At 65.9% G+C, this 22,904-nt stretch carries 23 protein-coding genes and 1 riboswitch; of the genes, 7 read left to right on the top strand and 16 right to left on the bottom strand.

Translation table 11 applies throughout. From position 1 onward, the window contains the following. Nucleotides 1-35 precede the first annotated feature (35 nt). Nucleotides 36-806: a DUF72 domain-containing protein gene (locus tag NWF24_RS32365; RefSeq protein ID WP_258352094.1), complete on the top strand. Its 771-nt coding sequence runs from the start codon at nt 36-38 to the stop codon at nt 804-806. Between the two features lie 3 nt (nt 807-809). Here the strand turns inward: NWF24_RS32365 and NWF24_RS32360 are convergent, their stop codons facing one another. Next, entirely contained in the window at nt 810-1,337 is a 528-nt protein-coding gene (locus tag NWF24_RS32360; protein ID WP_258352093.1) for a bactofilin family protein, read from the bottom strand. Between the two features lie 114 nt (nt 1,338-1,451). On the opposite strand from NWF24_RS32360, the gene NWF24_RS32355 reads away from it, so the two are divergent. Then, a complete protein-coding gene (locus tag NWF24_RS32355) occupies nt 1,452-2,381 on the top strand; it encodes an ion transporter (RefSeq protein ID WP_258352092.1) in 930 nt (309 codons plus the stop codon). Here NWF24_RS32355 and NWF24_RS32350 read toward each other — a convergent pair. From NWF24_RS32350 to NWF24_RS32335, 4 genes are all read right to left on the bottom strand, one after another. After that, nucleotides 2,326-2,913, bottom strand: a complete 588-nt coding sequence (locus NWF24_RS32350; RefSeq protein ID WP_258352091.1) for an IMPACT family protein — start codon at nt 2,911-2,913, stop codon at nt 2,326-2,328. The two genes, NWF24_RS32355 and NWF24_RS32350, sit on opposite strands and share 56 nt — an antisense overlap. A gap of 22 nt (nt 2,914-2,935) precedes the next feature. Continuing rightward, nucleotides 2,936-3,526 (bottom strand): methionine biosynthesis protein MetW, encoded by a 591-nt coding sequence (metW, locus tag NWF24_RS32345; RefSeq protein ID WP_093055000.1) that lies wholly within the window; start codon nt 3,524-3,526, stop codon nt 2,936-2,938. After that, complete coding sequence (metX, locus tag NWF24_RS32340; RefSeq protein ID WP_093054998.1) at nt 3,523-4,683, bottom strand: homoserine O-succinyltransferase MetX; 1,161 nt, start codon at nt 4,681-4,683, stop codon at nt 3,523-3,525. The genes metW and metX overlap by 4 nt, the downstream gene beginning before the upstream one ends. Nucleotides 4,684-4,810: 127 nt before the next feature. Then, complete coding sequence (locus NWF24_RS32335) at nt 4,811-5,374, bottom strand: TMEM165/GDT1 family protein (protein WP_258352090.1); 564 nt, start codon at nt 5,372-5,374, stop codon at nt 4,811-4,813. A gap of 9 nt (nt 5,375-5,383) precedes the next feature. Continuing rightward, nucleotides 5,384-5,571, bottom strand: a riboswitch (yybP-ykoY riboswitch). Between the two features lie 261 nt (nt 5,572-5,832). Between NWF24_RS32335 and NWF24_RS32330 the strand changes: the two genes are divergently transcribed. Then, a complete protein-coding gene (locus NWF24_RS32330; RefSeq protein WP_258352089.1) occupies nt 5,833-6,384 on the top strand; it encodes an RNA recognition motif domain-containing protein in 552 nt (183 codons plus the stop codon). A gap of 78 nt (nt 6,385-6,462) precedes the next feature. Here the strand turns inward: NWF24_RS32330 and NWF24_RS32325 are convergent, their stop codons facing one another. Genes NWF24_RS32325 through NWF24_RS32310 form a run of 4 tightly spaced genes read right to left on the bottom strand, consistent with a single transcriptional unit; the run spans nt 6,463 to nt 9,469 of the window. Continuing rightward, the gene (locus tag NWF24_RS32325) at nt 6,463-7,245 is read right to left on the bottom strand and encodes an SDR family oxidoreductase (protein WP_258352088.1); all 783 of its coding nucleotides are present in this window, start codon (nt 7,243-7,245) and stop codon (nt 6,463-6,465) included. 15 nt (nt 7,246-7,260) lie between these two features. Next, complete coding sequence (gene lptC / locus NWF24_RS32320; protein ID WP_258352087.1) at nt 7,261-7,923, bottom strand: LPS export ABC transporter periplasmic protein LptC; 663 nt, start codon at nt 7,921-7,923, stop codon at nt 7,261-7,263. After that, on the bottom strand, nt 7,920-8,468 hold the full coding sequence (locus NWF24_RS32315; RefSeq protein ID WP_258352086.1) for a KdsC family phosphatase: 549 nt from the start codon (nt 8,466-8,468) through the stop codon (nt 7,920-7,922). Before NWF24_RS32315 ends, lptC begins: the two co-directional genes overlap by 4 nt. Continuing rightward, complete coding sequence (locus NWF24_RS32310) at nt 8,468-9,469, bottom strand: KpsF/GutQ family sugar-phosphate isomerase (RefSeq protein ID WP_258352085.1); 1,002 nt, start codon at nt 9,467-9,469, stop codon at nt 8,468-8,470. Before NWF24_RS32310 ends, NWF24_RS32315 begins: the two co-directional genes overlap by 1 nt. 86 nt (nt 9,470-9,555) lie before the next feature. On the opposite strand from NWF24_RS32310, the gene NWF24_RS32305 reads away from it, so the two are divergent. Then, complete coding sequence (locus tag NWF24_RS32305; RefSeq protein WP_258352084.1) at nt 9,556-11,544, top strand: monovalent cation:proton antiporter family protein; 1,989 nt, start codon at nt 9,556-9,558, stop codon at nt 11,542-11,544. Between the two features lie 33 nt (nt 11,545-11,577). Here the strand turns inward: NWF24_RS32305 and NWF24_RS32300 are convergent, their stop codons facing one another. The 7 genes from NWF24_RS32300 to rpmH all read right to left on the bottom strand — a co-directional run bounded on the left by NWF24_RS32300 (nt 11,578) and on the right by rpmH (nt 17,286). Beyond that, a complete protein-coding gene (locus NWF24_RS32300; RefSeq protein ID WP_258352083.1) occupies nt 11,578-12,537 on the bottom strand; it encodes a zinc ribbon domain-containing protein in 960 nt (319 codons plus the stop codon). A 95-nt stretch (nt 12,538-12,632) separates the two neighbouring features. After that, on the bottom strand, nt 12,633-13,094 hold the full coding sequence (locus NWF24_RS32295; protein ID WP_093054982.1) for a Crp/Fnr family transcriptional regulator: 462 nt from the start codon (nt 13,092-13,094) through the stop codon (nt 12,633-12,635). 88 nt (nt 13,095-13,182) lie between these two features. After that, a complete protein-coding gene (gene mnmE, locus NWF24_RS32290) occupies nt 13,183-14,589 on the bottom strand; it encodes a tRNA uridine-5-carboxymethylaminomethyl(34) synthesis GTPase MnmE (RefSeq protein ID WP_258352082.1) in 1,407 nt (468 codons plus the stop codon). 75 nt (nt 14,590-14,664) lie between these two features. Beyond that, nucleotides 14,665-16,356: a membrane protein insertase YidC gene (yidC, locus tag NWF24_RS32285; protein WP_258352081.1), complete on the bottom strand. Its 1,692-nt coding sequence runs from the start codon at nt 16,354-16,356 to the stop codon at nt 14,665-14,667. Next, nucleotides 16,353-16,640: a membrane protein insertion efficiency factor YidD gene (yidD, locus tag NWF24_RS32280; protein ID WP_093054976.1), complete on the bottom strand. Its 288-nt coding sequence runs from the start codon at nt 16,638-16,640 to the stop codon at nt 16,353-16,355. The genes yidC and yidD overlap by 4 nt, the downstream gene beginning before the upstream one ends. Then, nucleotides 16,637-17,050 carry a ribonuclease P protein component gene (locus tag NWF24_RS32275; protein ID WP_093054974.1) on the bottom strand — a complete coding sequence of 138 codons (414 nt, stop codon included), beginning with the start codon at nt 17,048-17,050 and terminating at the stop codon, nt 16,637-16,639. Before NWF24_RS32275 ends, yidD begins: the two co-directional genes overlap by 4 nt. 101 nt (nt 17,051-17,151) lie before the next feature. Further along, nucleotides 17,152-17,286, bottom strand: a complete 135-nt coding sequence (gene rpmH / locus NWF24_RS32270; RefSeq protein WP_007834827.1) for a 50S ribosomal protein L34 — start codon at nt 17,284-17,286, stop codon at nt 17,152-17,154. A gap of 286 nt (nt 17,287-17,572) precedes the next feature. On the opposite strand from rpmH, the gene dnaA reads away from it, so the two are divergent. From dnaA to gyrB, 3 genes are all read left to right on the top strand, one after another. Next, nucleotides 17,573-18,952: a chromosomal replication initiator protein DnaA gene (gene dnaA, locus NWF24_RS32265; RefSeq protein WP_019653666.1), complete on the top strand. Its 1,380-nt coding sequence runs from the start codon at nt 17,573-17,575 to the stop codon at nt 18,950-18,952. Between the two features lie 89 nt (nt 18,953-19,041). Beyond that, nucleotides 19,042-20,148: a DNA polymerase III subunit beta gene (dnaN, locus tag NWF24_RS32260; RefSeq protein ID WP_093054972.1), complete on the top strand. Its 1,107-nt coding sequence runs from the start codon at nt 19,042-19,044 to the stop codon at nt 20,146-20,148. Nucleotides 20,149-20,282: 134 nt separating this feature from the next. Further along, on the top strand, nt 20,283-22,889 hold the full coding sequence (gyrB, locus tag NWF24_RS32255) for a DNA topoisomerase (ATP-hydrolyzing) subunit B (RefSeq protein WP_093054970.1): 2,607 nt from the start codon (nt 20,283-20,285) through the stop codon (nt 22,887-22,889). Nucleotides 22,890-22,904 lie beyond the last annotated feature (15 nt).

Genomic DNA, 22,904 nt, shown 5'->3' with positions numbered 1-22,904 from the left:
CGTAGAGTGCGGGCGATCTCAACCCGGAGGGCCATGTGAGCAAGGCAAACATCAAGGTGGGCATAGGTGGCTGGACCTACGAACCCTGGCGCGACAACTTCTATCCCAAGGGGCTCGCGCACGCGAAGGAGCTGAACTATGCGAGCCGCAAGGTCAGCGCCATCGAGATCAACGGCACCTACTACAGCACCTTCAAGCCCGACACTTTCAGGAAGTGGCACGACGACACGCCGGCCGACTTCATGTTCTCGCTCAAGGCCTCGCGCTTCGCGACCAACCGCAAGCTGCTGTCGGGCGCGGGCGATTCGATCAAGCGCTTCATCGACAGCGGCGTGGCCGAGCTCGGCGACAAGCTGGGGCCTATCGTGTGGCAGTTCATGCCGACCAAGCAGTTCGATGCGGAAGACTTCGAGGCCTTTCTCGCACTGCTGCCGAAGAAGGAGGGCAGCCGCGTGCTGCGCCACGTGATGGACGTGCGGCATGAGAGCTTCATGGTGCCCGCGTACAAGGCGCTCGCGAAGAAGCACAAGGTGTCGACCGTGTTCACCGACGCCGACAAGTTTCCGTCCTTCGAGGAGCCCGAAGGCGATTTCGCCTATGCGCGGCTCATGATGGCCGACGCCAAGCTCAAGACCGGCTACGCGCCGAAGGCACTGGACACCTGGGCCGAGCGCGCGCAGGGCTGGGCCGTGTCGCCGAAGAAGCGCGACGTGTTTGTCTACTTCATCAATGGCGCCAAAGAAAAGGCACCGGCCGCGGCCGGTGCCCTGCTGGAGCGCTTTGGGTGGATCCCGCCGAAAGCTTGAGCCTTAACCTGCGGCGTGCAGCGACGGCTTGGCGCCGAAGCTGATTTCGCCGGAAAGCTGGCCGCCTTCCTCGATCACGATCTTGCCGTAGCGGATCTTGCCGGTGACCTTGCCGGTCGAGTGGATCACGAGCTTTTCGCGCACCGTGAGGCTGCCGTCGAACACGCCGCGAATTTCGGCGATGTCGATTTCGGCCGAGCCCTTGAACTCGCCCTGCTCGGCGATCTGCATCAGGCGCGAGTCCATGGTGGCCTCGACGAGGCCTTCGACCACGAGCGTGTCGCAGTCGGTGATCTCCACGCCCTTGAGCTTGATGTTCGGGCCGACGGTGAGCTTGCTGCCGCCTTCCTTGGCGGCAGCAGATGCTGTTGCAGCAGCGGGGTTCAGGCCGCCTTGCTGTGCGGTCAGCGACGAGGGATTGACGGGGGTTCCGGAGAGATTGGTGCCCGAACCGACGAGCGGTGCGGGGCGGGATGTCAACGAGTCGGTGTCACGATCACGCTTGCCGAAGAAGGGGGACTGTGTAGCCAAAGGGGAGCTCCTCAAGAAAGGGACTATCGTAAGAACGCACTCATGGCCTGCGGCACTTCATTGCGCAAGAAGCGTAACTGAATAAATCGACTGTGGACATGACAATGCGGCGTCATGAGCCTTCCGAACTCCGAAACTCCTTCCGCCACGCACCCCTCGCGCGCCATCTCGTCGGCCACCGACTCGCGCTTCGACAAGCCCGCGCACGGCTGGCGGCGCACGCTGTTCACGGTGATCTTCGAGGCCGACACGCGCGCGGGCCTGATGTTCGACCTGGCGCTGATCGCGGTCATCGTCACCAGCGTGCTGGTGGTGATCCTCGACAGCGTGCAGTCGATCCGCGAGCAGTGGCGGCCGCTGTTCAATGCGCTCGAATGGGTGTTCACCATTCTCTTCACGCTGGAGTACATCGCGCGGCTGTGCTGCGTGAACAAGCCACTGCGCTATGCGCTGAGCTTCTACGGCGTGATCGACCTGCTCGCGCTGCTGCCGACCTTTCTGGTGGCCTTCGCGCCCGAGATGGCGTACCTGATCGACGTGCGCATCCTGCGGTTGTTGCGTGTGTTCCGCATCTTCAAACTATCGCGCTACTCGGTGGAGTACCGCGCGCTGGTGTCTGCCGTGGCATCGAGCCGGCGCAAGATCACTGTGTTCGTCGGCTTCGTGATGCTGGTGGTGCTGGTGATGGGCACGCTGATGTACGTGGTCGAGGGGCCGGTGCACGGCTTCACGAGCATTCCGGTGGCGATCTACTGGGCCATCTCGACGATGGCCACGGTGGGCTTCGGCGACCTCGTGCCCAAGACCGACCTGGGCCGTGCGATCGCCTCGGTGATGATGCTGCTGGGCTGGGGCGTGCTCGCGGTGCCGACCGGCATCGTGACTGCGGAGATGGCGCGGCGCGGGCCCGACGACGAGGCGATGCCGGTGGCGCCGCGCGGCATTCTCGCGATGACGGCGCCCGCGCCTGCGGTGCCTTCGAAGCGCGTTACGCCTTCGGCCAGACGACGCGCCCTTGCGCAGCATCGTCGAGACGGGCGATGAAGGCATCGGCGTCGGGTTCGGGGAGCGAGAAGGCGAAGGCCACGTCGTCGCCGTGCTGCACATCGTCGAGCACCGCGCCAGCGGCGGCGAGTTCGCGCCGCACCAGTCCTTCGAGCGCATAAGGCACCGAGCAACCGAGGCTGCGCTGGTGCACCAGCGGCACGAGCGTGGCGCCGAGCAGGGCCTGCGCGACCGCATCGGTGTAGGCCCGCACGAGGCCGCCCGCACCCAGTTTCACGCCGCCGAAGTAGCGCACCACGGTCGCGAGCGCGCCTTCGACCTGCTGGTGGCGCAGCACTTCCAGCATCGGCCGGCCGGCCGTGCCACCGGGTTCGCCGTCGTCGTTCGCGGCCGATTGGCCGCCGGCCATCAAGGCCCAGCACACGTGCGCAGCCGCAGGGTGTTCGGCACGCAGCGAGGCAACCACGACCAGCGCGGCCGCGCGATCGGCCACCGGCTGCACGCAGCCGATGAAGCGGCTCTTCTTGATGAGCAGCTCGCTGTGAACCGGCTGTGCAAGCGTGAAGCTCATCCGGTGGTGCGCTCCAAAGGGTTCAGCCGCCGCCGCGCTCGAACTTGAAGACCGCCGTGCTGGCGCGCGCGTTGGGCAGCCAGCGCACGTCGCGCCCATCCTGCAGGCCGAAGGCGTCGAGCACGCGCAGGTTGTTCTTGCCGGCCAGCACCTCGAAGTCCTTGAAGGTGCCGACGCGGATGTTGGGCGTGTCGTACCACTGGTAGGGCAGGCGGCGCGTCACAGGCATGCGTCCGCGCGCCACGCTCAGGCGGTTGGGCCAGTGCGCGAAGTTGGGAAAGGCGACAACGCCGATGCGGCCGACGCGCGCGGTCTCGCGCAGCATCACTTCGGCATTGCGCAGGTGCTGAAGCGTGTCGATCTGCAGCACCACGTCGAAGGAGGCGTCGTCGAACATCGCCAGGCCTTCGTCGAGGTTGAGCTGGATCACGTCGACGCCGCGGCGGATGCACTGCAGCACGTTGCCGTCGGCGATCTCCACGCCATAGCCGGTGCAGCCGCGCTCGCGCTGCAGCAGGTCGAGCAGGGCGCCGTCGCCGCAGCCGAGGTCGAGCACGCGCGAGCCTTGGGGCACGAGCTCTGCAATCAATCGTTGATGTTCGAGGTCGCTCATTGGAACTCCTTCGCGACGCGTTCGAAGTACGAGCGCACCACGCCCATGTAGCGCACGTCGTCGAGCAGGAAGGCATCGTGGCCGTGCGGCGCGTCGATCTCGGCGTAACTCACGTTGCGGCGGTTGTCGAGCAGCGCCTTCACAAGTTCGCGGCTGCGCGCGGGCGAGAAGCGCCAGTCGGTCTTGAAACTCACGAGCAGGAACTTGGCCGTGGCCTGGGCCAGCGCGGTGCTGAGCTTGCCGCCGTGGCTGCGCGCGGGGTCGAAGTAGTCGAGCGCGCGGGTGATCAGCAGGTAGGTGTTGGCGTCGAAGTACTCGCTGAACTTGTCGCCCTGGTAGCGCAGGTAGCTTTCGATCTGGAACTCGACGTCCTGTGTGGAGTAGCGGTAGTCGAGCCCCGCCACCTCGCCCTCGACGGCGCTGCGCAGGATGCGGCCGAACTTCTCGTTCATCACGTCGTCGCTGAGGTAGGTGATGTGGCCGATCATTCGCGCGATGCGCAGGCCGCGCTTCGGGATCACGCCGTGTTCGTAGAAGTGGCCGCCGTGGAAGTCAGGGTCGGTCACGATGGCGCGGCGCGCGACTTCGTTGAAGGCGATGTTCTCGGCCGTGAGGTTGGGCGCGCTGGCCACCACCACGGCGTGGCGCACGCGGCTGGGGTATTGCAGCGTCCACGACAGCGCCTGCATGCCGCCGAGGCTGCCGCCCATGACGGCCGCGAGCGTCTGGATGCCGAGTGCGTCGAGCAGCGCGGCCTGCGCGTCGACCCAGTCTTCGACCGTGACCACCGGGAAGTCGGCGCCGTAGACGCGCCCGGTAGCGGGGTTGACGTGCATCGGGCCGGTCGAGCCGAAGCAGGAGCCGAGGTTGTTGACGCCGATGACGAAGAAGCGGTCAGTGTCGACAGGCTTGCCGGGGCCCACCATGTTGTCCCACCAGCCCTCGGAGCGGGCCTGGCCCTGGTAGACACCGGCCACGTGGTGCGAGGCATTGAGCGCATGGCACACCAGCACAGCGTTGCTCCGCTCGGCGTTCAGGGTGCCGTAGGTTTCGTAGGCGAGCGTGTAGTCGCTGATCGACGCGCCGCTGCGCAGGGCCAGCGGGCCTGCGAACTGCATCGACTGCGAGGTGACGACCAAGGGTGGTGACGACGACATGAATGAAAAAACCCGGCCTCGCCAAAAACGAGCCGGGTCTGCCGCGCCTGTCTTTAGCTGAATTTATAAAGCGCCCGCAAGCTGAAGCAAATCGGCGCAAGAGGCAGTATATCGCCCCGTCGGATAACTACCAGCCGATGATCATGATGATGCCGAGCACCAGGAAGATCGCGGCGGAGATGGCATGCACGAGCTTGATCGGCACGCGCCGCACGATCTTCTCGCCGAGCCACACCACCGGCGCGTTGGCCAGCATCATGCCCAGCGTGGTGCCTGCGACCACCCAGAAGTAGTCGTGCGTGAAGCGGGCGGCCAGCATGACGGTGGCGATCTGGGTCTTGTCGCCCATCTCGGCGAGGAAGAACGCGATCACCGTGGTGCCGAAGACGCCGAACTTCGACGCGCCCGGGGCATCGTCGTCGTCGAGCTTGTCTGGAATCAGCATCCAGGCGGCCATCGCGATGAACGAGCCGCCCAGGATCCAGCGCAGCACCTCGGGCCCGAGCCAACGCGTGATGTAGTTGCCGACGGCACCCGCCAGCGCGTGGTTGATGATGGTGGCGGCGAAGATGCCCAGGACGATGGGCCAGGGTTTCCTGAAACGGGCAGCGAGCAAGAGGGCCAGGAGTTGGGTCTTGTCGCCCATTTCGGCGAGCGCAACTACGCCGGTTGCAACGAGAAAAGCTTCCATGATGGACGTGGGGTTCCTTGGGCCGAAGGACGCAATTGACCGTGCAACACCTTCGGCCATATTCCCGAAGTTGCACGGTCAAAGGTCTCGCCAGGTGTGTTCACTGCACGCGCCATGTCCTGTGTGGGGCAGGACAAGTCTGTTGACGCGGGCCCTTCTCGCAAATCGGAAGGCGGCTACTCCCCAATGACGGGGCGAATTCTACATGTAGCGCCAAGGACCTCGCCCAAACATGCAAGTAGGCACTAGCTTTCCAATAGTTTTGACAGGTGCTACCTCAAGACGCAAATTCCCGCTTGCAATTCGGATATTTCACCCATAATGCACGAGCCTCCCTCTTCATTTTGGTCGGGGGGCAGTTCGGTGATCGGTCAGTTTCGCGCGACTCGACGGCTCTCGTTTGAGTGATGCTTTCGGGACTCCATCGCTTTTCTTGATGTGTTTATAGGAGTCCCTTGATGGGCAACAAACTGTACGTCGGCAACCTGCCTTACTCGGTGCGCGACGGAGATCTCGAACAGGCCTTCGGGCAGTTCGGCGCAGTGACCAGCGCCAAGGTCATGATGGAACGTGACACCGGCCGCTCGAAGGGCTTCGGCTTCGTCGAGATGGGCAGTGACGCGGAAGCACAAGCAGCAATCAACGGCATGAACGGCCAGCCCCTGGGTGGCCGCAGCGTCGTCGTCAACGAAGCACGTCCGATGGAAGCACGTCCCCCGCGCAGCGGCGGTGGTGGCGGCTACGGCGGCGGCGGCGGTGGTGGTTATGGCGGCGGTGGTGGCGGAGGCTACGGCGGAGGTGGTGGCGGCTACGGTGGTGGTGGCGGTGGCCGCTCCGGCGGTGGCGGCGGCTACGGCGGCGGTGGTGGTGGCCGCAGCGGTGGCGGCGGTGGTGGTGGCGACGGCGGTTTCCGCAGCCCCTACGGCGCCGGTCCCCGTGGCGGTGGCGGCGGTGGCCGCTCCGGCGGCGGTGGCGGCGGCTACGGTGGTGGCGGCAACAGCGGCTACTAAGCCCTGGGCTCCCAGGCACACAGACAAAAGGCTCCCTCGGGAGCCTTTTTCAATGGGCGATCGCCCGGCGCTTGTTGCTCAGGCTTCACCGCTTCGCTTCTTGCGTTCGCGCCCTTGCACCGCCCGATCGAGCACGGCGTTGGGCAGCATGCGCATGATCTTGGCGATCACGCCCATCTGCCAGGGAATCACGCGGTAGCTCGTGCCGGCCTCGATGGCGCGCAGTGCCTGGGCCGCAAAATCTTCCGCCTTCATGAGAAAAGGCATGCCGTACCGGTTGCCCTGCGTGAGCGGCGTGTCGATGTAGCCCGGGCAGAGGGTGACGACCTTGACCCCGCTATTGAACAGCTCGCCGCGCAGGCTCTCGCAGTACGCCACCACGCCGGCCTTGCTGGCGCAGTACGCGCCATGCCCCGGCAATCCGCGGATGGACGCCACGCTGCCGATGCCCACCAGCCGCCCACCGCCGCGCTGCACCATTGCCTGCACGAACGGGTGGAAGGTGGCGGCCAAGCCGACGTTGTTGGTGGCGAAGGTCTGCGCCAGCACATCGAGGTCGGAGCGCTCGGCCGTGTCGATGCCGACGCTGATGCCGGCATTGGCGATCACCACATCGGGTAGCCCCTGCTGCGCGATACAGGCGTTGCCGGCGGCGACGATGCTGTCGGTCTGCGCCACATCGGCGCTGTAGATCCGGTAGCGGTCTGCGCTAAGCTGGCGGGCGCTCGCCCACGCTTCGATCTCCCCCGTGCGCCGGGCGACCAGTGCCAGGCGATAACCCGCATCGTAGAAGCTCGCGGCCAGCGCCTGGCCGATGCCGCTCGATGCGCCGGTGATGAAGACAAGCGGGGACGTGGTCATGCAGGAGTGTCTTCTTCAGCGCTTCTTGGCGGGAGCAGGAGCGGCTGGAGCCGCCGACGGAATCAGCACGCCGCGCACCCGGCCGTTCAGATTGGCCACGCCGCTCAGGTTGTCGTAGTCGAGCGTGTCGCCGGTGAACTGGTCGGTGCCGCGAATGAGCGTGACCGGCTTGTTCGACGTGACGCGTTCGGTGTCGACATAAGCGTGCAGGAACTCGCCGCGGAACTCGAGGCGCGGCGCAGGCTTGCCGTTCGGGCCCACCGAAGGATCGCGAATGACGATCGCATTGCCGAACAACTGCACCTCGCTGCCGTCGGAGTTCGACAGGCCGCGGTCAGCCGACCCGCGCGTCACCAGGCCCTCGGGCGACACGCTGCGCATGCGCACCTTGTCGATCTCGATGGTGTCGGTGTCGGGGTAGTGCCGGCCTTCGACGCCATGCAGTTCGCTGCGCAGGTCGCCGTTGGGCAGGAAGTTCTTGATGACGAAGTCGCGCATGAAGTAGTCGGGCTCATGCGTAGGCGCGACCTTGGCCGTGGGCTCCAGCAGCTTGGGTGCGTTACGCACCAGCCAGTAGGTGCCGAGCGCGACGGCAGCCGTGAGGATGATCGGCAGGTAGATCGTGGCGCGGTCGAGGACTTCGCGCACCATGCCCCATGCGCGTTTCAAATTGCTCATGTGGTCGGGCCTCGGGCAGCGTCGAGCATCGCGCGGTATTGGCCGCAGGCTGTGAGCAGCAGGTCGCAGAACTCTCGCGCCGCGCCTTCGCCACCGCGCGCCTGGGTGACGTAGCGCGCAATGCCGCGCACTTCCACGTGAGCATTGGCCGGCGCCGCCGCGAAGCCGACGCGCGTGAGCACCGGCAGGTCGGGCCAGTCGTCGCCGATGGCCGCGGCCTGCGCCCACGTAAAGCCGAGTTGGTCGAGCATGGCCTGCGCGGCGGGCAGCTTGTCTTCGGTGCCGTAGCGCACGTGCTCGATGCCCAGCGCTTCGAGCCGCACGCGCAGCGGCTTGGAATCGCGCCCGGTGATCACGGCCGGCACGATGCCGGCCTTGCGCAGCAGCTTCAGGCCGTAGCCGTCGAGGATGCTGAAGCGCTTGAGCGTTTCGCCGTGCTCGGTGAAGTACACGCCGCCGTCGGTCAGCACGCCGTCGATGTCGAAGAAAACGATGCGCACGTCCTGCGCGGCGAGCAAGGTCTCGGCCTGGAACTCGAGCGGCATCAGATGACCTTCGCGCGCATCAGGTCGTTGGTGTTGATCGCGCCGACGATCACCCCCGCGCCGTCGATCACGAACAGGCGGGTGATGCCGCATTGCTCCATCAGCTCTGCGGCTTCCACCGCCAGCGCGTCGACGCGGATGGTGCGCGGGTCGCGGTGCATGACGTCGACCGCCTTGGGGCTGCGCAAATCGGCGCCCGCTTCGATCAACCGGCGCAGGTCGCCGTCGGTGAAGATGCCCGAGGCGCGGCCGTCGGGCTCGATCACCGCGGCGGCGCCGAAGCCCTTGATGCTCATCGCGCGCATCAGCTCGCTGATGTTGGCCGACGGCGGCACGCGCGGCACTTCGTCGCCCGAGCGCATGACGTCGCTCACGTGAGTGAGCAGCTTGCGCCCGAGCGCGCCGCCCGGGTGCGAGCGCGCGAAGTCTTCCGAGCCGAAGCCGCGCGCGTCGAGCAGCGCCACGGCCAGCGCATCGCCCATCGCCATCTGAGCGGTGGTGCTGGCGGTGGGGGCGAGGTTGAGCGGGCAGGCTTCCTTTGACACGCCCGCGTCGATCAAGATGTCGGCATGGCGGGCAAGGGTGGATTCGGGGCGGCCGGTCATGGCGATCAGGGGCACGCCCTGGCGCTTGACGACCGGCAGGATGACGGTGAGCTCGTCGACCTCGCCGCTGTTGGAAATGGCCAGCACCAGGTCGACCGCCTTGATCATGCCGAGATCGCCGTGGCTGGCTTCGGCCGGGTGCACGAACATCGCGGGCGTTCCGGTAGAGGCAAGGGTGGCGGCGATCTTGCGGCCGACGTGGCCGCTCTTGCCCATGCCCATCACGACCACGCGGCCGCGCACTTCGAGGATCTTGCGCACGGCATCGACGAAGCTCGGACCGACGCGGTCTTTCAGACCGGTGACGGCTTCGGCTTCGATGTCGAAGGTGAGGCGTGCCCGAGCAAGGATGGCTTCGGGGTCGACCACTGGGGCCGGAACGGGGCGGGAGCTCATCTGCGGATTTTACGGGCCGGCCGGCGCCCGGGATCACATGGCCCGGGGAAGCCCGGGGCACGGACATTGCTCTAGCATCGGCGCCTATGTCTTCGTTCGATCTCACGCTGTTGTATCTCCTGGCCGCGGTGATCGGCGTGGTGGCGTGCCGCTCCCTCAAGCTGCCGCCGATGCTGGGCTATCTGTCGGCTGGCGTGTTGATCGGGCCGCATGCCTTCGCGCTGGCGCAGAACACCGAAGGCATCCAGCACCTGGGCGAATTCGGCGTGGTGTTCCTCATGTTCGTGATCGGGTTGGAGTTCAGCCTGCCGAAGCTGCGCGCGATGCGAAAGCACGTGTTCGGGCTGGGCCTGCTGCAGGTGCTGCTGACGATGTCCATCGCCACGGTCGGCGCGCTGCTGATCGCCCGGCTGCTGCTGCCCCCGACATGGCAGTTGGGCTGGCAGACAGCGCTGGCGCTGTCGGGCGCGCTCACCATGAGCAGCACGGCCATCGTGGTCAAGCTGATGGCCGAGCGGCTCGAGCTCGAGAGCGAGCACGGCAAGCGCGTGATGGGCGTACTGCTGTTTCAAGACTTGGCCGTGGTGCCGCTGCTGGTGCTGATTCCCGCATTGGGCGCGCCGCCCGAGGCGCTGGCCAAGGCGCTGGGGCTGGCGCTGCTGAAGGCGAGCTTTTTGATCGGCGTGCTGCTCTACGGCGGCCCGCGCATCATGCGCTGGTGGCTCACGCTGGTGGCGCGGCGGCGCAGCGAAGAACTCTTCATCCTGAACGTGTTGCTGATCACGCTGGGCCTGGCCTGGCTCACCGAGCTGGCCGGCCTGAGCCTGGCGCTGGGCGCGTTCATCGCGGGCATGCTGGTGTCGGAAACCGAATACAAGCACCAGGTCGAGACCGACATCCGCCCCTTCCACGACGTGCTGCTGGGGCTGTTCTTCATCACCGTGGGCATGTCGCTCGACTGGCACATTGTGGTCGAGCGCTGGCTGCTGGTGGGCGTGCTGCTGCTGGTGCCGCTGGCGTTCAAGCTGGGGCTGGTAACGGTGCTGGCGCGGGTGCTCGGTGCCACCTCGGGCGTATCGCTGCGCACCGGCCTCTACCTTGCGCAGGCCGGCGAATTCGGCTTCGTGCTGCTGACGCTGGCGCAGGAACGCAGCCTGCTGCCGCCGTGGCTGGCCAACCCGGTGCTGGCGTCGATGGTGCTGTCGATGCTGGCCACGCCTTTCATCATCATGTACAGCAATGCCATCGTGCGAAAGCTCGTGGCCAGCGACTGGCTGCAGCAGTCACTGCAGATGACGAGCATCGCGCGCAAGACCATCAACACCGCGCAGCACGTGATCATCTGCGGCTATGGGCGCTGCGGCCAGAACCTGGCGCGCATCCTCGAACGCGAGGGCATTCCGTACATGGCGCTCGACCTCGACCCCGATCGCGTGCGCCAGGCCGCCGCCGCCGGCGACTCGGTGGTGTTCGGCGACGCGGCGCGGTTGCAGGCCCTGATGGCCGCGGGCCTGGCACGCGCCAGCGCCGTGGTCGTCACTTATCTCGACGTGCCGGGCGCGATGAAGGTACTGGCCAACACGCGCGCCCATGCGCCGCACGTGCCGGTGATCGTGCGCACGCAGGACGACCACGATCTCGAAAAGCTGCAGGCCGCGGGTGCCACCGAGGTGGTGCCCGAGGCCATCGAAGGTTCGCTGATGCTCGCGAGCCATGCGCTGGCGCTGGTCGGCGTGCCGATGCGGCGCGTGATCCGCGTGGTGCAGGACCAGCGCGATGCCCGCTACAACCTGCTGCGCGGCTATTTCCACGGCGCCGACGACGACAACGCCGACGAGATCGACCACGAGCGCCTCAACAGCTTCACCCTCAATGCCGGCGCACGTGCGGTCGGCCAGACGCTGGAACAGGTGGCGCTGCACACGCTGGGCGTGCGCGTCGCCAGCCTGCGCCGCCAAGACGGCCAGCCGCGCGCGCTGGCCGACAACCCGGTGCTGTCGGACGGCGACACGCTGGTGCTGTCCGGCAAACCAGCCGCGCTGGCGATGGCCGTGGAGCGGCTGCAAAAAGGCTGACGATCCAGCAGCCTTCGCTTCGGTCCCGACCGATCAGTTGATCAGGCTCGGGTTGCGCTTTTCTTCTTCGAGTCGCTGCTGACGACGTACCGCTTCGCACTGCGCATGGGCCTTGAACTCGGGCTTCAGGCACTGGGCCGCCATGCACTGCGCCTTGGCGACGAAGTTGCGGTCGCCGCACATGGCCTGAGGCTCGGCCGGGGCGGCGGGCGCCGACGGCGGAGCGGGAGCGGCGACCGGAGCAGCGGGTTCGGGCGCGTTCGACGGCTGCACGGCGGCGGCGGTTGCCTGCTTGCGCGGCTTGGCAACGGGCTTCGGTGCCGGTGCTGCTTCCGCGGCAGGCGGCGTCTCGGCTGGCTCGACGGGCTGGGGGTCCGCTGGCGCCGCGGGCGCTACAGGCGGTGACGACTCGGTCGGCGGCGGCAGTGGCGGGGCTGCGGGAGTCTCGACGGCCGATGCGGCACCTTCGGCGGCGGCAGGCGCCTTGCGCGTTCCGTAGCCATACCAGCCCGCGACAATCATCGCCATCGCGACCACCAGCAGGCCGAGCCACAGCAGGATCACGCGCCCGCGCGGCGGACGGTCGACCGGCACGGACTGCCGGACTTTGATCCGGCGTCTTTTCTTCATTTCGGGCTTCGAGGCCCAGGTCGACTCCAGCCCCGGCGACGCTGCGGGCGGCGCAGGCGAGCGCGGCAACCCGTCGTCGTGCACCATCAACACGGTCTGTGCGTGTTCGTCGTTCTGCCGCGCGGCGGGCGTCCTGCTGAAGAACGAGGCACGCGCGGGCGGCGGCGGCTCGTCCGGATCGAACAGCGGCGCCGGAATGGTCGGCGCGCGCAACTGGGCGGGCGCGGTGGTGGCCCATTCGCGTTCGGGGCTCGGCGGCGGCGGAATCCGGTCTCCCGCGGCCGACAGCTTGACGCCGCAACTCCTGCAGAAATTCGCGCCGTCACGGTTTTCCGTGCTGCAGACCGGACAGATCAAGGCCATGGCTTACTTGCTGACTACTCTCTACTCTCGGGGTCCAGAACGGAAACTGGCTTGCTGGTCGACTATCCGGTGGTGGGTGGGCGATCGGGGTTTCGTCAGGTCACGGCGACGCGCTTGGAGCGGTGCGCCATGCGCTTGGCGATCACGGCGCCGAGCGCCATCGCGATCTCCAGTGCCATGTTGGGCTGGCGGTTCGACATTTCCGCAAAGCGGATCGCCGTGAGCCGCCACACGCGGCCCGCACCCGTGACCACAACATTGGCCGAATGCGGCTGCCGCGAGAAGAACGAGCCTTCGCCGACCACCGAGCCGGGCGTGAGCACGGCCAGCCGCATCTGCTCCTTGCTGCTGACGCGGTGCACGCTGATGGCGCCGCTCTCGATGAAGAACACCGAACGGTCGGGCGTGCCCTGCTCGATCAATATGTCACCGACGCCGGCATCGATGGGCTGCAGATAGCCCGCCAGCGTTTCCCACTGCTGGACATTGAACGTCAACGCAAACGCGTCGGTGCTCATGTTCTCCGCGATGGCGCGGCTCAGGTTCTGGATTGACATGTTTCTTCGGCCCCCGATGTGAGCCGAAGTATCCGCGATGGCCGCAAGGTTCGGCTACAACTGTTTACGTTTTTCAGGTCGCTTGTAGCTATTTACCAATGCAGAAGCGCGAAAAGATGACCCCCAGCAGGTCGTCCGCGCCGAATTCGCCGGTGATCTCGTTCAGGGCGTTCTGCGCCAGCCGCAGCTCTTCGGCCAGCAGATCGAGCAGCTGGGCCTGCGCCGCCAGATGGCTGGCGGCCAGCGCCAGGTGCGTTCCGACCCGGGCCAGCGCCTGCACGTGGCGCGCGCGCGCGAGGTACACACCCTCGGGCACGGCCTGCCAGCCGGCCATGGCCAGCAGCTGTTCGCGCAGGGCCTCGATGCCCAGGCCGGTCTTGGCGGACAGGGCGATGCCTTGCTCGGGGCTGGTGGCGGGCGCCGCGTCCTGCTTGTTCCAGACATCGAGCACCGGCACGCTCGCGGGCAGCTTCTGCCGCAGGCCGGCCAGGATCTCCGCGTCGGCCGCGGCGTAGTCGCCCAGGTGCGCGCGCGTCAGGTCGTGCAGGAACAGCACGGCATCGGCGCTTTCGATCTGGTCCCAGGCACGCGCCACGCCGATCTGCTCGACCTCGTCGCTGCTTTCGCGCAAGCCGGCGGTGTCGGCCACGTGCAGCGGCACGCCGTGGATCTGGATGGTCTGCGAGACCACGTCGCGCGTGGTGCCCGCCACCGCGCTCACGATGGCCAGCTCGGCGCCGGCCAGCGCGTTGAGCAGCGAGCTCTTGCCCGCGTTGGGCTGGCCCGCGATCACGACCTTGATGCCCTCGCGCAGCAGTGCGCCCTGGCGCGCGCGCTGTTGCACCGCGGCGAGTTGCGACTGCAGCCTTGCCAGCTGCCCGGTGGCATCGGCCTTTTGCAGGAAGTCGATTTCCTCTTCCGGAAAGTCGAGCGTGGCCTCCACCAGCATGCGCAGGTGGATCAGCGCGTCGCGCAGCGTGTGGATCTCGCGCGAGAACGCGCCCGACAACGAGCGTCCGGCGCTGCGGGCGGCCGCCTCGGTGCTGGCGTCGATCAGGTCGGCGATGGCCTCGGCCTGCGCTAAATCGATCTTGCCGTTGAGAAACGCCCGCTGGCTGAACTCGCCGGGCTCGGCCACCCGCAGGCCGGGCAGGCGGGGGCGGCCGGTGACAGGATCGGGCTCGGCCGCTGCTTCGAGGCAGCGCGCCAGAAGCAGCTGAAGCACGACCGCGCCTCCGTGGGCCTGGAGTTCGAGCACGTCCTCGCCGGTGAAGGAGTTCGGCGAGGGAAAGTGAATGGCCAAGCCATGGTCGACCGGCTCGCCGTCCGCATCGCGGAACGGCAGGTAGGTGGCTTCGCGCGGCTTGAGCGCGCGGCTGCAGAGGGCGTCGATCAACGGCGCCAACTTCGCGCCCGACACCCGCACGATGCCGACCGCCCCGCGCCCCGAGGCAGTGGCGATGGCAACGATGGGATCGGTGGTGCGGGCGAGCATGGGGCGGATTCTTTCAGCAAAAAGGAAAAGGGCCGCGGATGCGGCCCTTTGCGGTGGCGGAGGTGCTTGCGGGGCTTACTTGCCCAGCACGCCCAGGCGCTTGTTGATGAACCACTGCTGCGCGATCGACAGCACGTTGTTCGTGATCCAGTACAGCACCAGGCCGGCCGGGAAGAAGATGAACATCACGCTGAACGCGAGCGGCATGATCCACATCAGCTTGGCCTGCATCGGATCGGGCGGTGTCGGGTTGAGCCAGGTCTGGAACAGCGAGGTGGCCGTCATCACGACCGGCAGGATGTACCAGGGGTCTGGTGCCGACAGGTCGGTGATCCAGCCGATCCACGGCGCATGGCGCATTTCGACCGACGACAGCAGCACCCAGTAGAGCGCGATGAACACCGGGATCTGGATCACGATGGGGAAGCAGCCGCCCATCGGATTGACCTTTTCGGTCTTGTAGATCCGCATCATTTCCTGCTGCATTTCTTGCGGCTTGTCCTTCAGCCGCTCGCGCATTTCCATGATCTTCGGGTTGATGGCCTTCATCTTGGCCATGCTGGCGTAGGCCTTGGCGTTGAGCCAGTAAAAGGCCGCCTTCAGCAGCACCACCAGCGCGACGATCGACCAGCCCCAGTTGCCCAGGATGCCGTGCAGCTGGGTGAGCAGCCAGTACAGCGGCTTGGAGATGATCGCGAAGATGCCGTAGTCCTTCACCAAGTCCAGGCCCGGGGCGATGGCTTCGAGCTTCTTTTCCTCTTCGGGACCGGCGAACAACGCACTGTTCACGACCAGCGTGGCACCCGGGGCGATCTTCGGCAGCGTGGCCACCATGGCCACAGTGAAGAGGTTGTCGCCCAGGTCCTTCACGCGGAACTCGCGGCGCAGCTGTTCGCTGGCCGGGTCGCCCTTGAGCAGCCAGGCCGACGCGAAGTAATGCTGCACCATCGCGATCCAGCCGTCGTTGGCCGGCGGCGGCGGTTCGATCTTGCCCTTGGCGATGTCCTTGAAGTCGAGCTTGTGGAACTTCTTCTCGTTGGTGTACGCGGCCGGACCGGTGAAGGTGTTGGTGCCGAACATGGTGCCGGCGGCCACGGTGCCGTGGCGCAGCAGCTGCATGTAGAGCTGCGCGTCGCGCGGCTGGTCGCTCACATTGACCACTTCGTGGCGCACGCCGATGACGTAGTCGCCGCGGTGGAACACGTAGGTCTTGATGTACTTCAGGCCGCCGACGGGGGCGCTTTCGAAGCCCACTTCCAGCGTGTTCTGGCCATCGGCCATCTCGCGCGGACCGGCCTTCGGCGTCATCGGCGTCAGGTGGTTGGGGAAGCGCTCACCGGTGTCGACCTGGTTCAGCAGGCCGGTCTGCGCGACGTATCGGGTAGCGGACGAACCGTTTTCGAACAGCACCACGTGCTTGGTGCGGTCGGCTTCGTCGTACTTCAGCAGTTCAAGCTGGTTGACCGTGGCGCCTTCACTGTCGATCGTTGCCTTGAACAGGTCGGTGGTCACGTTGACCTGCTCGCGCGGCGCGGCCGCGGCGGCTTGCGTGGGCACGGCGCCCGCGTTGCCGCTGGTGCCGGATGCGGTCGGCACGCCGTTGTTGCTGGCTGCAGGTGCGTTGGCCGGGGCTGCGGCCGTGGCGGCCGGCTTGGTCGACGGCAGGAAGGTCGGCTTGTTGCCGTTGAAGACCTGCCATTGGTCCCACAGCAGCACCAGCGAGAACCCAAAAATCACCCACAGTATCGTGCGGCGGATATCGTTCATGACGAAGACTTCTTGTCGGAGGAGAGAAGAGACGAAAACAGCGATCCTGACTTGTCAGTGCGACGCTGAGATTTCGGTGGAACCGGATCGTGGCCGCCCTGGCACCAGGGCTGGCAGCGCGCGATGCGGTGCAGAGTCAGGTAGCTGCCCTTGAGCGCGCCATGCACCTCGAGCGCCTCGATCGAATACACGGAGCAGGTCGGCGTGAAGCGGCACGACTGGCCGAGCCAGGGGCTCAGCAGCAGACGGTAGGCCTTCACGAGGCCGATCAGCAGGCGTTTCATGGCGAAGAAGAAGGTGCCGCAGGCGCCGCGGGAGTGCGCGCAGCCCGCGCCAGCAGTTGCTGGAGCTCGGCGCGCACGGCGGCCTTGAGCTTGTCCGAGGTGGCGCTCACGAATTCCTTGCGGTCGAAACCGGCGCGCAGGCGCACCACGTGCGCAGCACGCGGCAAGGCGACGCCGGGAGCAGCACTCACGGCGTAGATCTGACGCTTGATGGCATTGCGCGTGACAGCACGACGCGCCCAGCGCTTGGGCACCATGGCACCCAGCCAGACATCGTCGGACGCGAACAACGGCTGTGCGCTCGATGCGAGATCGAGCGCACAGCGATGCAATGCGAAATGAGCAGTGCGCGCCACGGTGGCACCTGCGAGGACGGCCTGGAATTGCGCGCGGGTCTTGAGCCGCTGCATGGAAGCCGGGCTGTGCACGTCATTGCCGGTTGGACCGGAAGCGCTGGCTGCGGGAGCCTGCGCTGACGTGTCGGCTGCTGGCAACGGCAGGTGGTCTGCCGTCAGACGGCCAGGCGCTTGCGGCCCTTGGCGCGGCGTGCGTTGATGACGGCACGGCCGCCGCGGGTCTTCATGCGGACCAGGAAGCCGTGGGTACGGGCGCGGCGGACTTTGGATGCTTGGTATGTGCGTTTCATGATGGTTCCAGATTCCCTGATTTCCGCATGAAAAAACCTGCGGGCGCTGGGGAGCGTGTTTCGGATGGCCCCCGAAAGACGCAATGAGGTTTTCAGGGAAACCCGCAATTATCGCAAACATTGGCCGCCGGAACAATCTTCGAGCAGATTTGCGGGCCTTTCGGCATACCGGCCAGCGTGTGGATAAGGTTTTGACAAGTTAGAATGCCGAGCGCCTTCCAGCAGAGAATATCCACAATACCTATACCAAAAATGCCCGAGGGTCTCATCACTTTTTCAAGCGCCCATGTCGACTGACGGCATCGGCGAAAGCCTGTGGCAGGCCTGCGTCGACCAGCTCGCGCAGGAGCTGTCCGAGCAGCAGTTCAACACCTGGATCAAGCCCCTGACAGCGCAGGTCGCTGACGACCTGTCGCGCATGACGGTGTTCGTTGCGAACCGCTTCAAGCTCGACTGGATTCGGGCCCAGTACGCCGGCAAGATCGCCGCCATGGCCGAGAAGATGTACGGCCAGCCGGTTGCCATCGAGTTAGCGCTCGCTCCGCGCGAAGTGCCCGTGCGCTCTGCACCCGTGGCCGTCATGACCGAAACGGATGTGCCGCGCGACGTGGCTGGTCCGGGCGAGGAGCCGGCCGCGGCCGGCTTCAAGAACCGCCTGAATTCCGGCCTCACTTTCGACACCCTGGTCGAGGGCACGGCCAACCGCATGGCGCGCGCCGCGGCGATGCACGTGGCTGGCATGCCTGGCCATCTTTACAACCCGCTTTTCATCTACGGCGGTGTCGGCCTGGGCAAGACCCACCTGATGCACGCCGTGGGTAACCGGCTGCTGGCCGACAAGCCGGATTCCAAAGTTCTCTACATCCACGCCGAGCAATTCGTCTCGGATGTGGTCAAAGCCTATCAGCGCAAGACTTTCGATGAGTTCAAGGAGCGCTACCACTCGCTCGATCTGTTGCTGATCGACGATGTGCAGTTCTTCGCCAACAAGGACCGGACGCAGGAAGAGTTCTTCAACGCGTTCGAGGCCCTGCTCGCCAAGAAGTCGCACATCGTGATGACCAGCGACACCTATCCGAAGGGGCTGGCGGACATCCACGAACGCCTGGTTTCGCGCTTCGATTCGGGCCTCACGGTGGCCATCGAGCCGCCCGAGCTTGAAATGCGCGTGGCCATCCTGATCAACAAGGCACGTGCCGAATCGGCCGAAATGCCGGAAGAAGTGGCCTTCTTCGTCGCCAAGAACGTGCGCTCGAATGTGCGCGAGCTCGAAGGGGCGCTGCGCAAGATCCTGGCGTATTCGCGCTTCAACCAGAAGGAGATCTCGATCGCCCTGGCGCGCGAGGCGCTGCGCGACCTGCTGTCGATCCAGAATCGGCAGATCTCCGTCGAGAATATCCAGAAGACGGTGGCCGACTACTACAAGATCAAGGTCGCCGACATGTACAGCAAGAAACGCCCGGCCAGCATTGCGCGGCCGCGGCAGATCGCGATGTACCTGGCCAAGGAGCTCACGCAGAAAAGCCTGCCGGAAATCGGTGAGCTGTTCGGTGGGCGCGACCACACGACGGTGCTGCACGCGGTGCGCAAGATCTCGGGCGAGCGCCAGCAGCTCACCGAGCTCAACCAGCAGCTCCACGTGCTCGAGCAGACGCTCAAGGGCTGACCGCCGAATGTCATCAAGGGTGCCCCTCGCGACAGCGGAGAATGGCGTCTTACAAGCTGATTCAAAGAGATAGAGAAGAGGAAGAAGACATGATCGTTTTGAAGGCAAACCAAGACAAAGTCCTCGCCGCGCTGCAGTCGGTGGCGGGCATCGTCGAGCGGCGTCACACCTTGCCGATCCTGGCGAACGTGCTGATCCGCAAGACCGGCGGCCAGCTGCAGCTGACCACCAGCGACCTCGAAATCCAGATCCGCACCACCGCCGAGCTCGGTGGCGACGAAGGCAACTTCACCACCACCATCGGCGCGCGCAAGCTGATCGACATCCTGCGCACCATGCCGGCCGACCAGACCGTGAGCCTCGAATCGAGTGCGAGCAAGCTGGTGCTCAAGGGCGGCAAGAGCCGTTTCACGCTGCAGTCGCTGCCCGCCGAAGACTTTCCGCTGGTGCAGGAAGCCGCCAATTTCGGCCCCGTGTTCAGCGTGCCGCAAAAAACGCTGAAAGACCTGCTCTCGCAGGTGTCGTTCGCCATGGCCGTGCACGACATCCGCTACTACCTGAACGGCATCCTGTTCGTTGCCGAAGGCAAGCAGCTGAGCCTGGTGGCCACCGACGGTCACCGCCTGGCGTTCTCGTCGGCCACGCTCGACGTCGAAGTGCCGCGCCAGGAAGTCATCCTGCCGCGCAAGACCGTGCTCGAAATGCAGCGCCTGCTGTCCGACGCCGAAGGCGCCATCGAGATGCAGTTCGCGAACAACCAGGCCAAGTTCAGCTTCGGCGGCATGGAGTTCGTCACCAAGCTGGTCGAGGGCAAGTTCCCCGACTACAACCGCGTCATCCCGAAGAACCACAAGAACACCGTCACGCTGGGCCGCGCGCCGCTCCTGGCCAGCCTGCAGCGCACCGCCATCCTGACCAGCGAGAAGTTCAAGGGCGTGCGCCTGAACATCGAGCCGGGCACGCTGCGCATCGCGTCGAACAACGCCGAGCAGGAAGAAGCCCAGGACGAGCTCGACATCGACTACGGCGGCGACGCCATCGAAATCGGCTTCAACGTGACCTACCTGATCGACGCGCTGTCGAACATGGACCAGGACATGGTCAAGCTGGACCTTGCCGACTCCAACAGCTCGGCCTTGTTAACCATCCCCGAGAACGCATCTTTCAAGTACGTCGTGATGCCGATGCGTATCTAGAAAACACACCACACAGCGCCTTGCGCATACAGCCCGCGGCCCTCCGCGGGTTTGCGCTTTCAAGAGGCTGCGAATTGAGCTTTTGAGAGCCCGAAATATCACGTGAATGCCGTGAGAGTTAGAGGAATATCCGAATGAGTGCTGAAGAAAACAAGCCCGACGTGCCCCACACCGAGCCCGTCTACATCCCCGAGATCGACACCGTGGCCCCCGACACCAGCTACGGCGAAGGCTCCATCACGATCCTCGAAGGGCTTGAAGCCGTGCGCAAGCGCCCCGGCATGTACATCGGCGACACCTCCGACGGCACCGGCCTGCACCACCTGGTGTTCGAAGTCGTCGACAACTCCATCGACGAGGCGCTGGCCGGCCATTGCGACGACATCGTCGTGACCATCCACAGCGACAACTCGATCTCCGTTACCGACAACGGCCGCGGCATCCCGACCGGCGTGAAGATGGACGACAAGCACGAGCCCAAGCGCTCGGCTGCGGAAATTGCGCTCACCGAACTGCACGCCGGCGGCAAGTTCAACCAGAACAGCTACAAGGTCTCGGGCGGCCTGCACGGCGTGGGCGTGAGCTGCGTGAACGCGCTGAGCGTGATGCTGCGCCTCGTGGTGCGCCGCGAAGGCAAGATCCACGAACTCGAATTCAGCCGCGGCTTCGTGCAGAACCGCCTGCTCGAGACGGTGAACGGCGTCGAAGTCTCGCCCATGAAGATCATCGGCGACACCGACAAGCGCGGCACCGAGGTGCACTTTCTGCCCGACACGCAGATCTTCAAGGAGAACTCGGACTTCCACTACGAGATCCTCAGCAAGCGCCTGCGCGAACTGAGCTTCCTGAACAACGGCGTGCGCATCCGCCTGAAGGACGAGCGCACCGGCAAGGAAGACGACTTCTCCGGCGCCGGCGGCGTGCGCGGCTTCGTGGAGTTCATCAACAAAGGCAAGACCGTCCTGCACCCGAACTCGTTCTACGCAGAGGGCGAGCGCCCGGCCGACACCTACGGCGGCATCCCCGGCACGCACATCGGCGTCGAAGTGGCGATGCAGTGGAACAGCGGCTACAACGAGCAGGTGCTGTGCTTCACCAACAACATCCCGCAGCGTGACGGCGGCACCCACCTCACCGGCCTGCGCGCCGCGATGACCCGCGTCATCAACAAGTACATCGAAGAAAACGAGTTCGCGAAGAAGGCGAAGGTCGAAGTCACCGGCGACGACATGCGCGAAGGCCTGTGCTGCGTGCTGAGCGTGAAGGTGCCCGAGCCCAAGTTCTCGAGCCAGACCAAGGACAAGCTGGTGTCCAGCGAAGTGCGCGCGCCGGTGGAAGACATCGTCGGCAAGCTGCTCACCGACTACCTGCAGGAACGCCCGAACGACGCCAAGATCATCTGCGGCAAGATCGTCGAGGCCGCCCGTGCCCGCGAAGCCGCCCGCAAGGCCCGCGAAATGACGCGCCGCAAGGGCGTGCTCGACGGCATGGGCCTGCCCGGCAAGCTGGCCGACTGCCAGGAGAAAGATCCGGCGCTGTGCGAGGTCTACCTGGTGGAGGGTGACTCCGCCGGCGGCTCCGCCAAGCAGGGCCGCGACCGGAAGTTCCAGGCCATCCTGCCGCTGCGCGGCAAGATCCTGAACGTCGAGAAGGCACGCTACGAAAAGCTGCTCACCAGCAACGAAATTCTCACGATGATCACCGCGCTGGGCACCGGCATCGGCCGCGCTGGCGCGACCACCGCGGGCGGCGGCGCGGACGACTTCAACGTCGCCAAGCTGCGCTACCACCGCATCATCATCATGACCGACGCCGACGTCGACGGCGCCCACATCCGCACGCTGCTGCTCACCTTCTTCTACCGCCAGATGCCGGAGCTGGTCGAGCGCGGCCATATCTACATCGCGCAGCCTCCGCTGTACAAGGTGAAGGTCGGTAAGGAAGAGCAGTACCTGAAGGACGGCCCCGCGCTCGACGCCTTCCTGCTCAAGGTGGCGCTGAAAGACGCGAGCCTGCAGACCGGCGGCGCCAACTCCACCACGCTGAGCGGCGACACCCTGGGCGAGCTGGCGCGCAAGCACCAGGTGGCCGAGGCCGTGATCGCGCGCCTGCGCAACTTCATGGACGCCGAGGCGCTGCGCGCCATTGCCGACGGCGTGGCGCTCGACCTCGACACCACGCCCGCCGCCGAGGCATCGGCCGTTGCGCTGCAAGCCAAGCTGCGCGAGCTCAACACCACCGGCATTCCGGCCGAGGTGAGCAGCGAGTTCGACGCGCGCACCGACAAGCCGCTGCTGCGCATCAGCCGCCGCCACCACGGCAACATCAAGAGCAGCGTGCTCACCCAAGACTTCGTGCACGGCGCCGACTACGCCGCGCTCGCCGAAGCCGCCAACACCTTCCGCGGCCTGTTGAGCCCCGAAGGCGCGCTGGTCAAGCGCGGCGAAGGTGAACGCGCCAAGGAAGAAAAGGTCGACGACTTCCGCCAGGCCATGAAGTGGCTGATCGGCGAAGCCGAACGCGCCACCTCGCGCCAGCGCTACAAGGGCCTGGGAGAGATGAACCCCGAGCAGCTGTGGGAAACCACGATGGACCCGACCGTGCGCCGCCTGCTGCGCGTGCAGATCGACGATGCGATCGAGGCCGATCGTGTGTTCACGATGCTGATGGGCGACGAGGTGGAGCCGCGTCGCGAGTTCATCGAGCAGAACGCGCTGCGGGCCGCGAATATCGACGTGTGAGCCTGTTCAGGAGGG

Origin of the sequence: Variovorax paradoxus (genome assembly GCF_024734665.1) — a bacterium.
Classification (GTDB): Bacteria; Pseudomonadota; Gammaproteobacteria; order Burkholderiales; family Burkholderiaceae_C; genus Variovorax.
The sequence above is the reverse complement of the archived record's forward strand: the minus strand, read 5'-3'. Positions and strand labels throughout refer to the sequence as shown.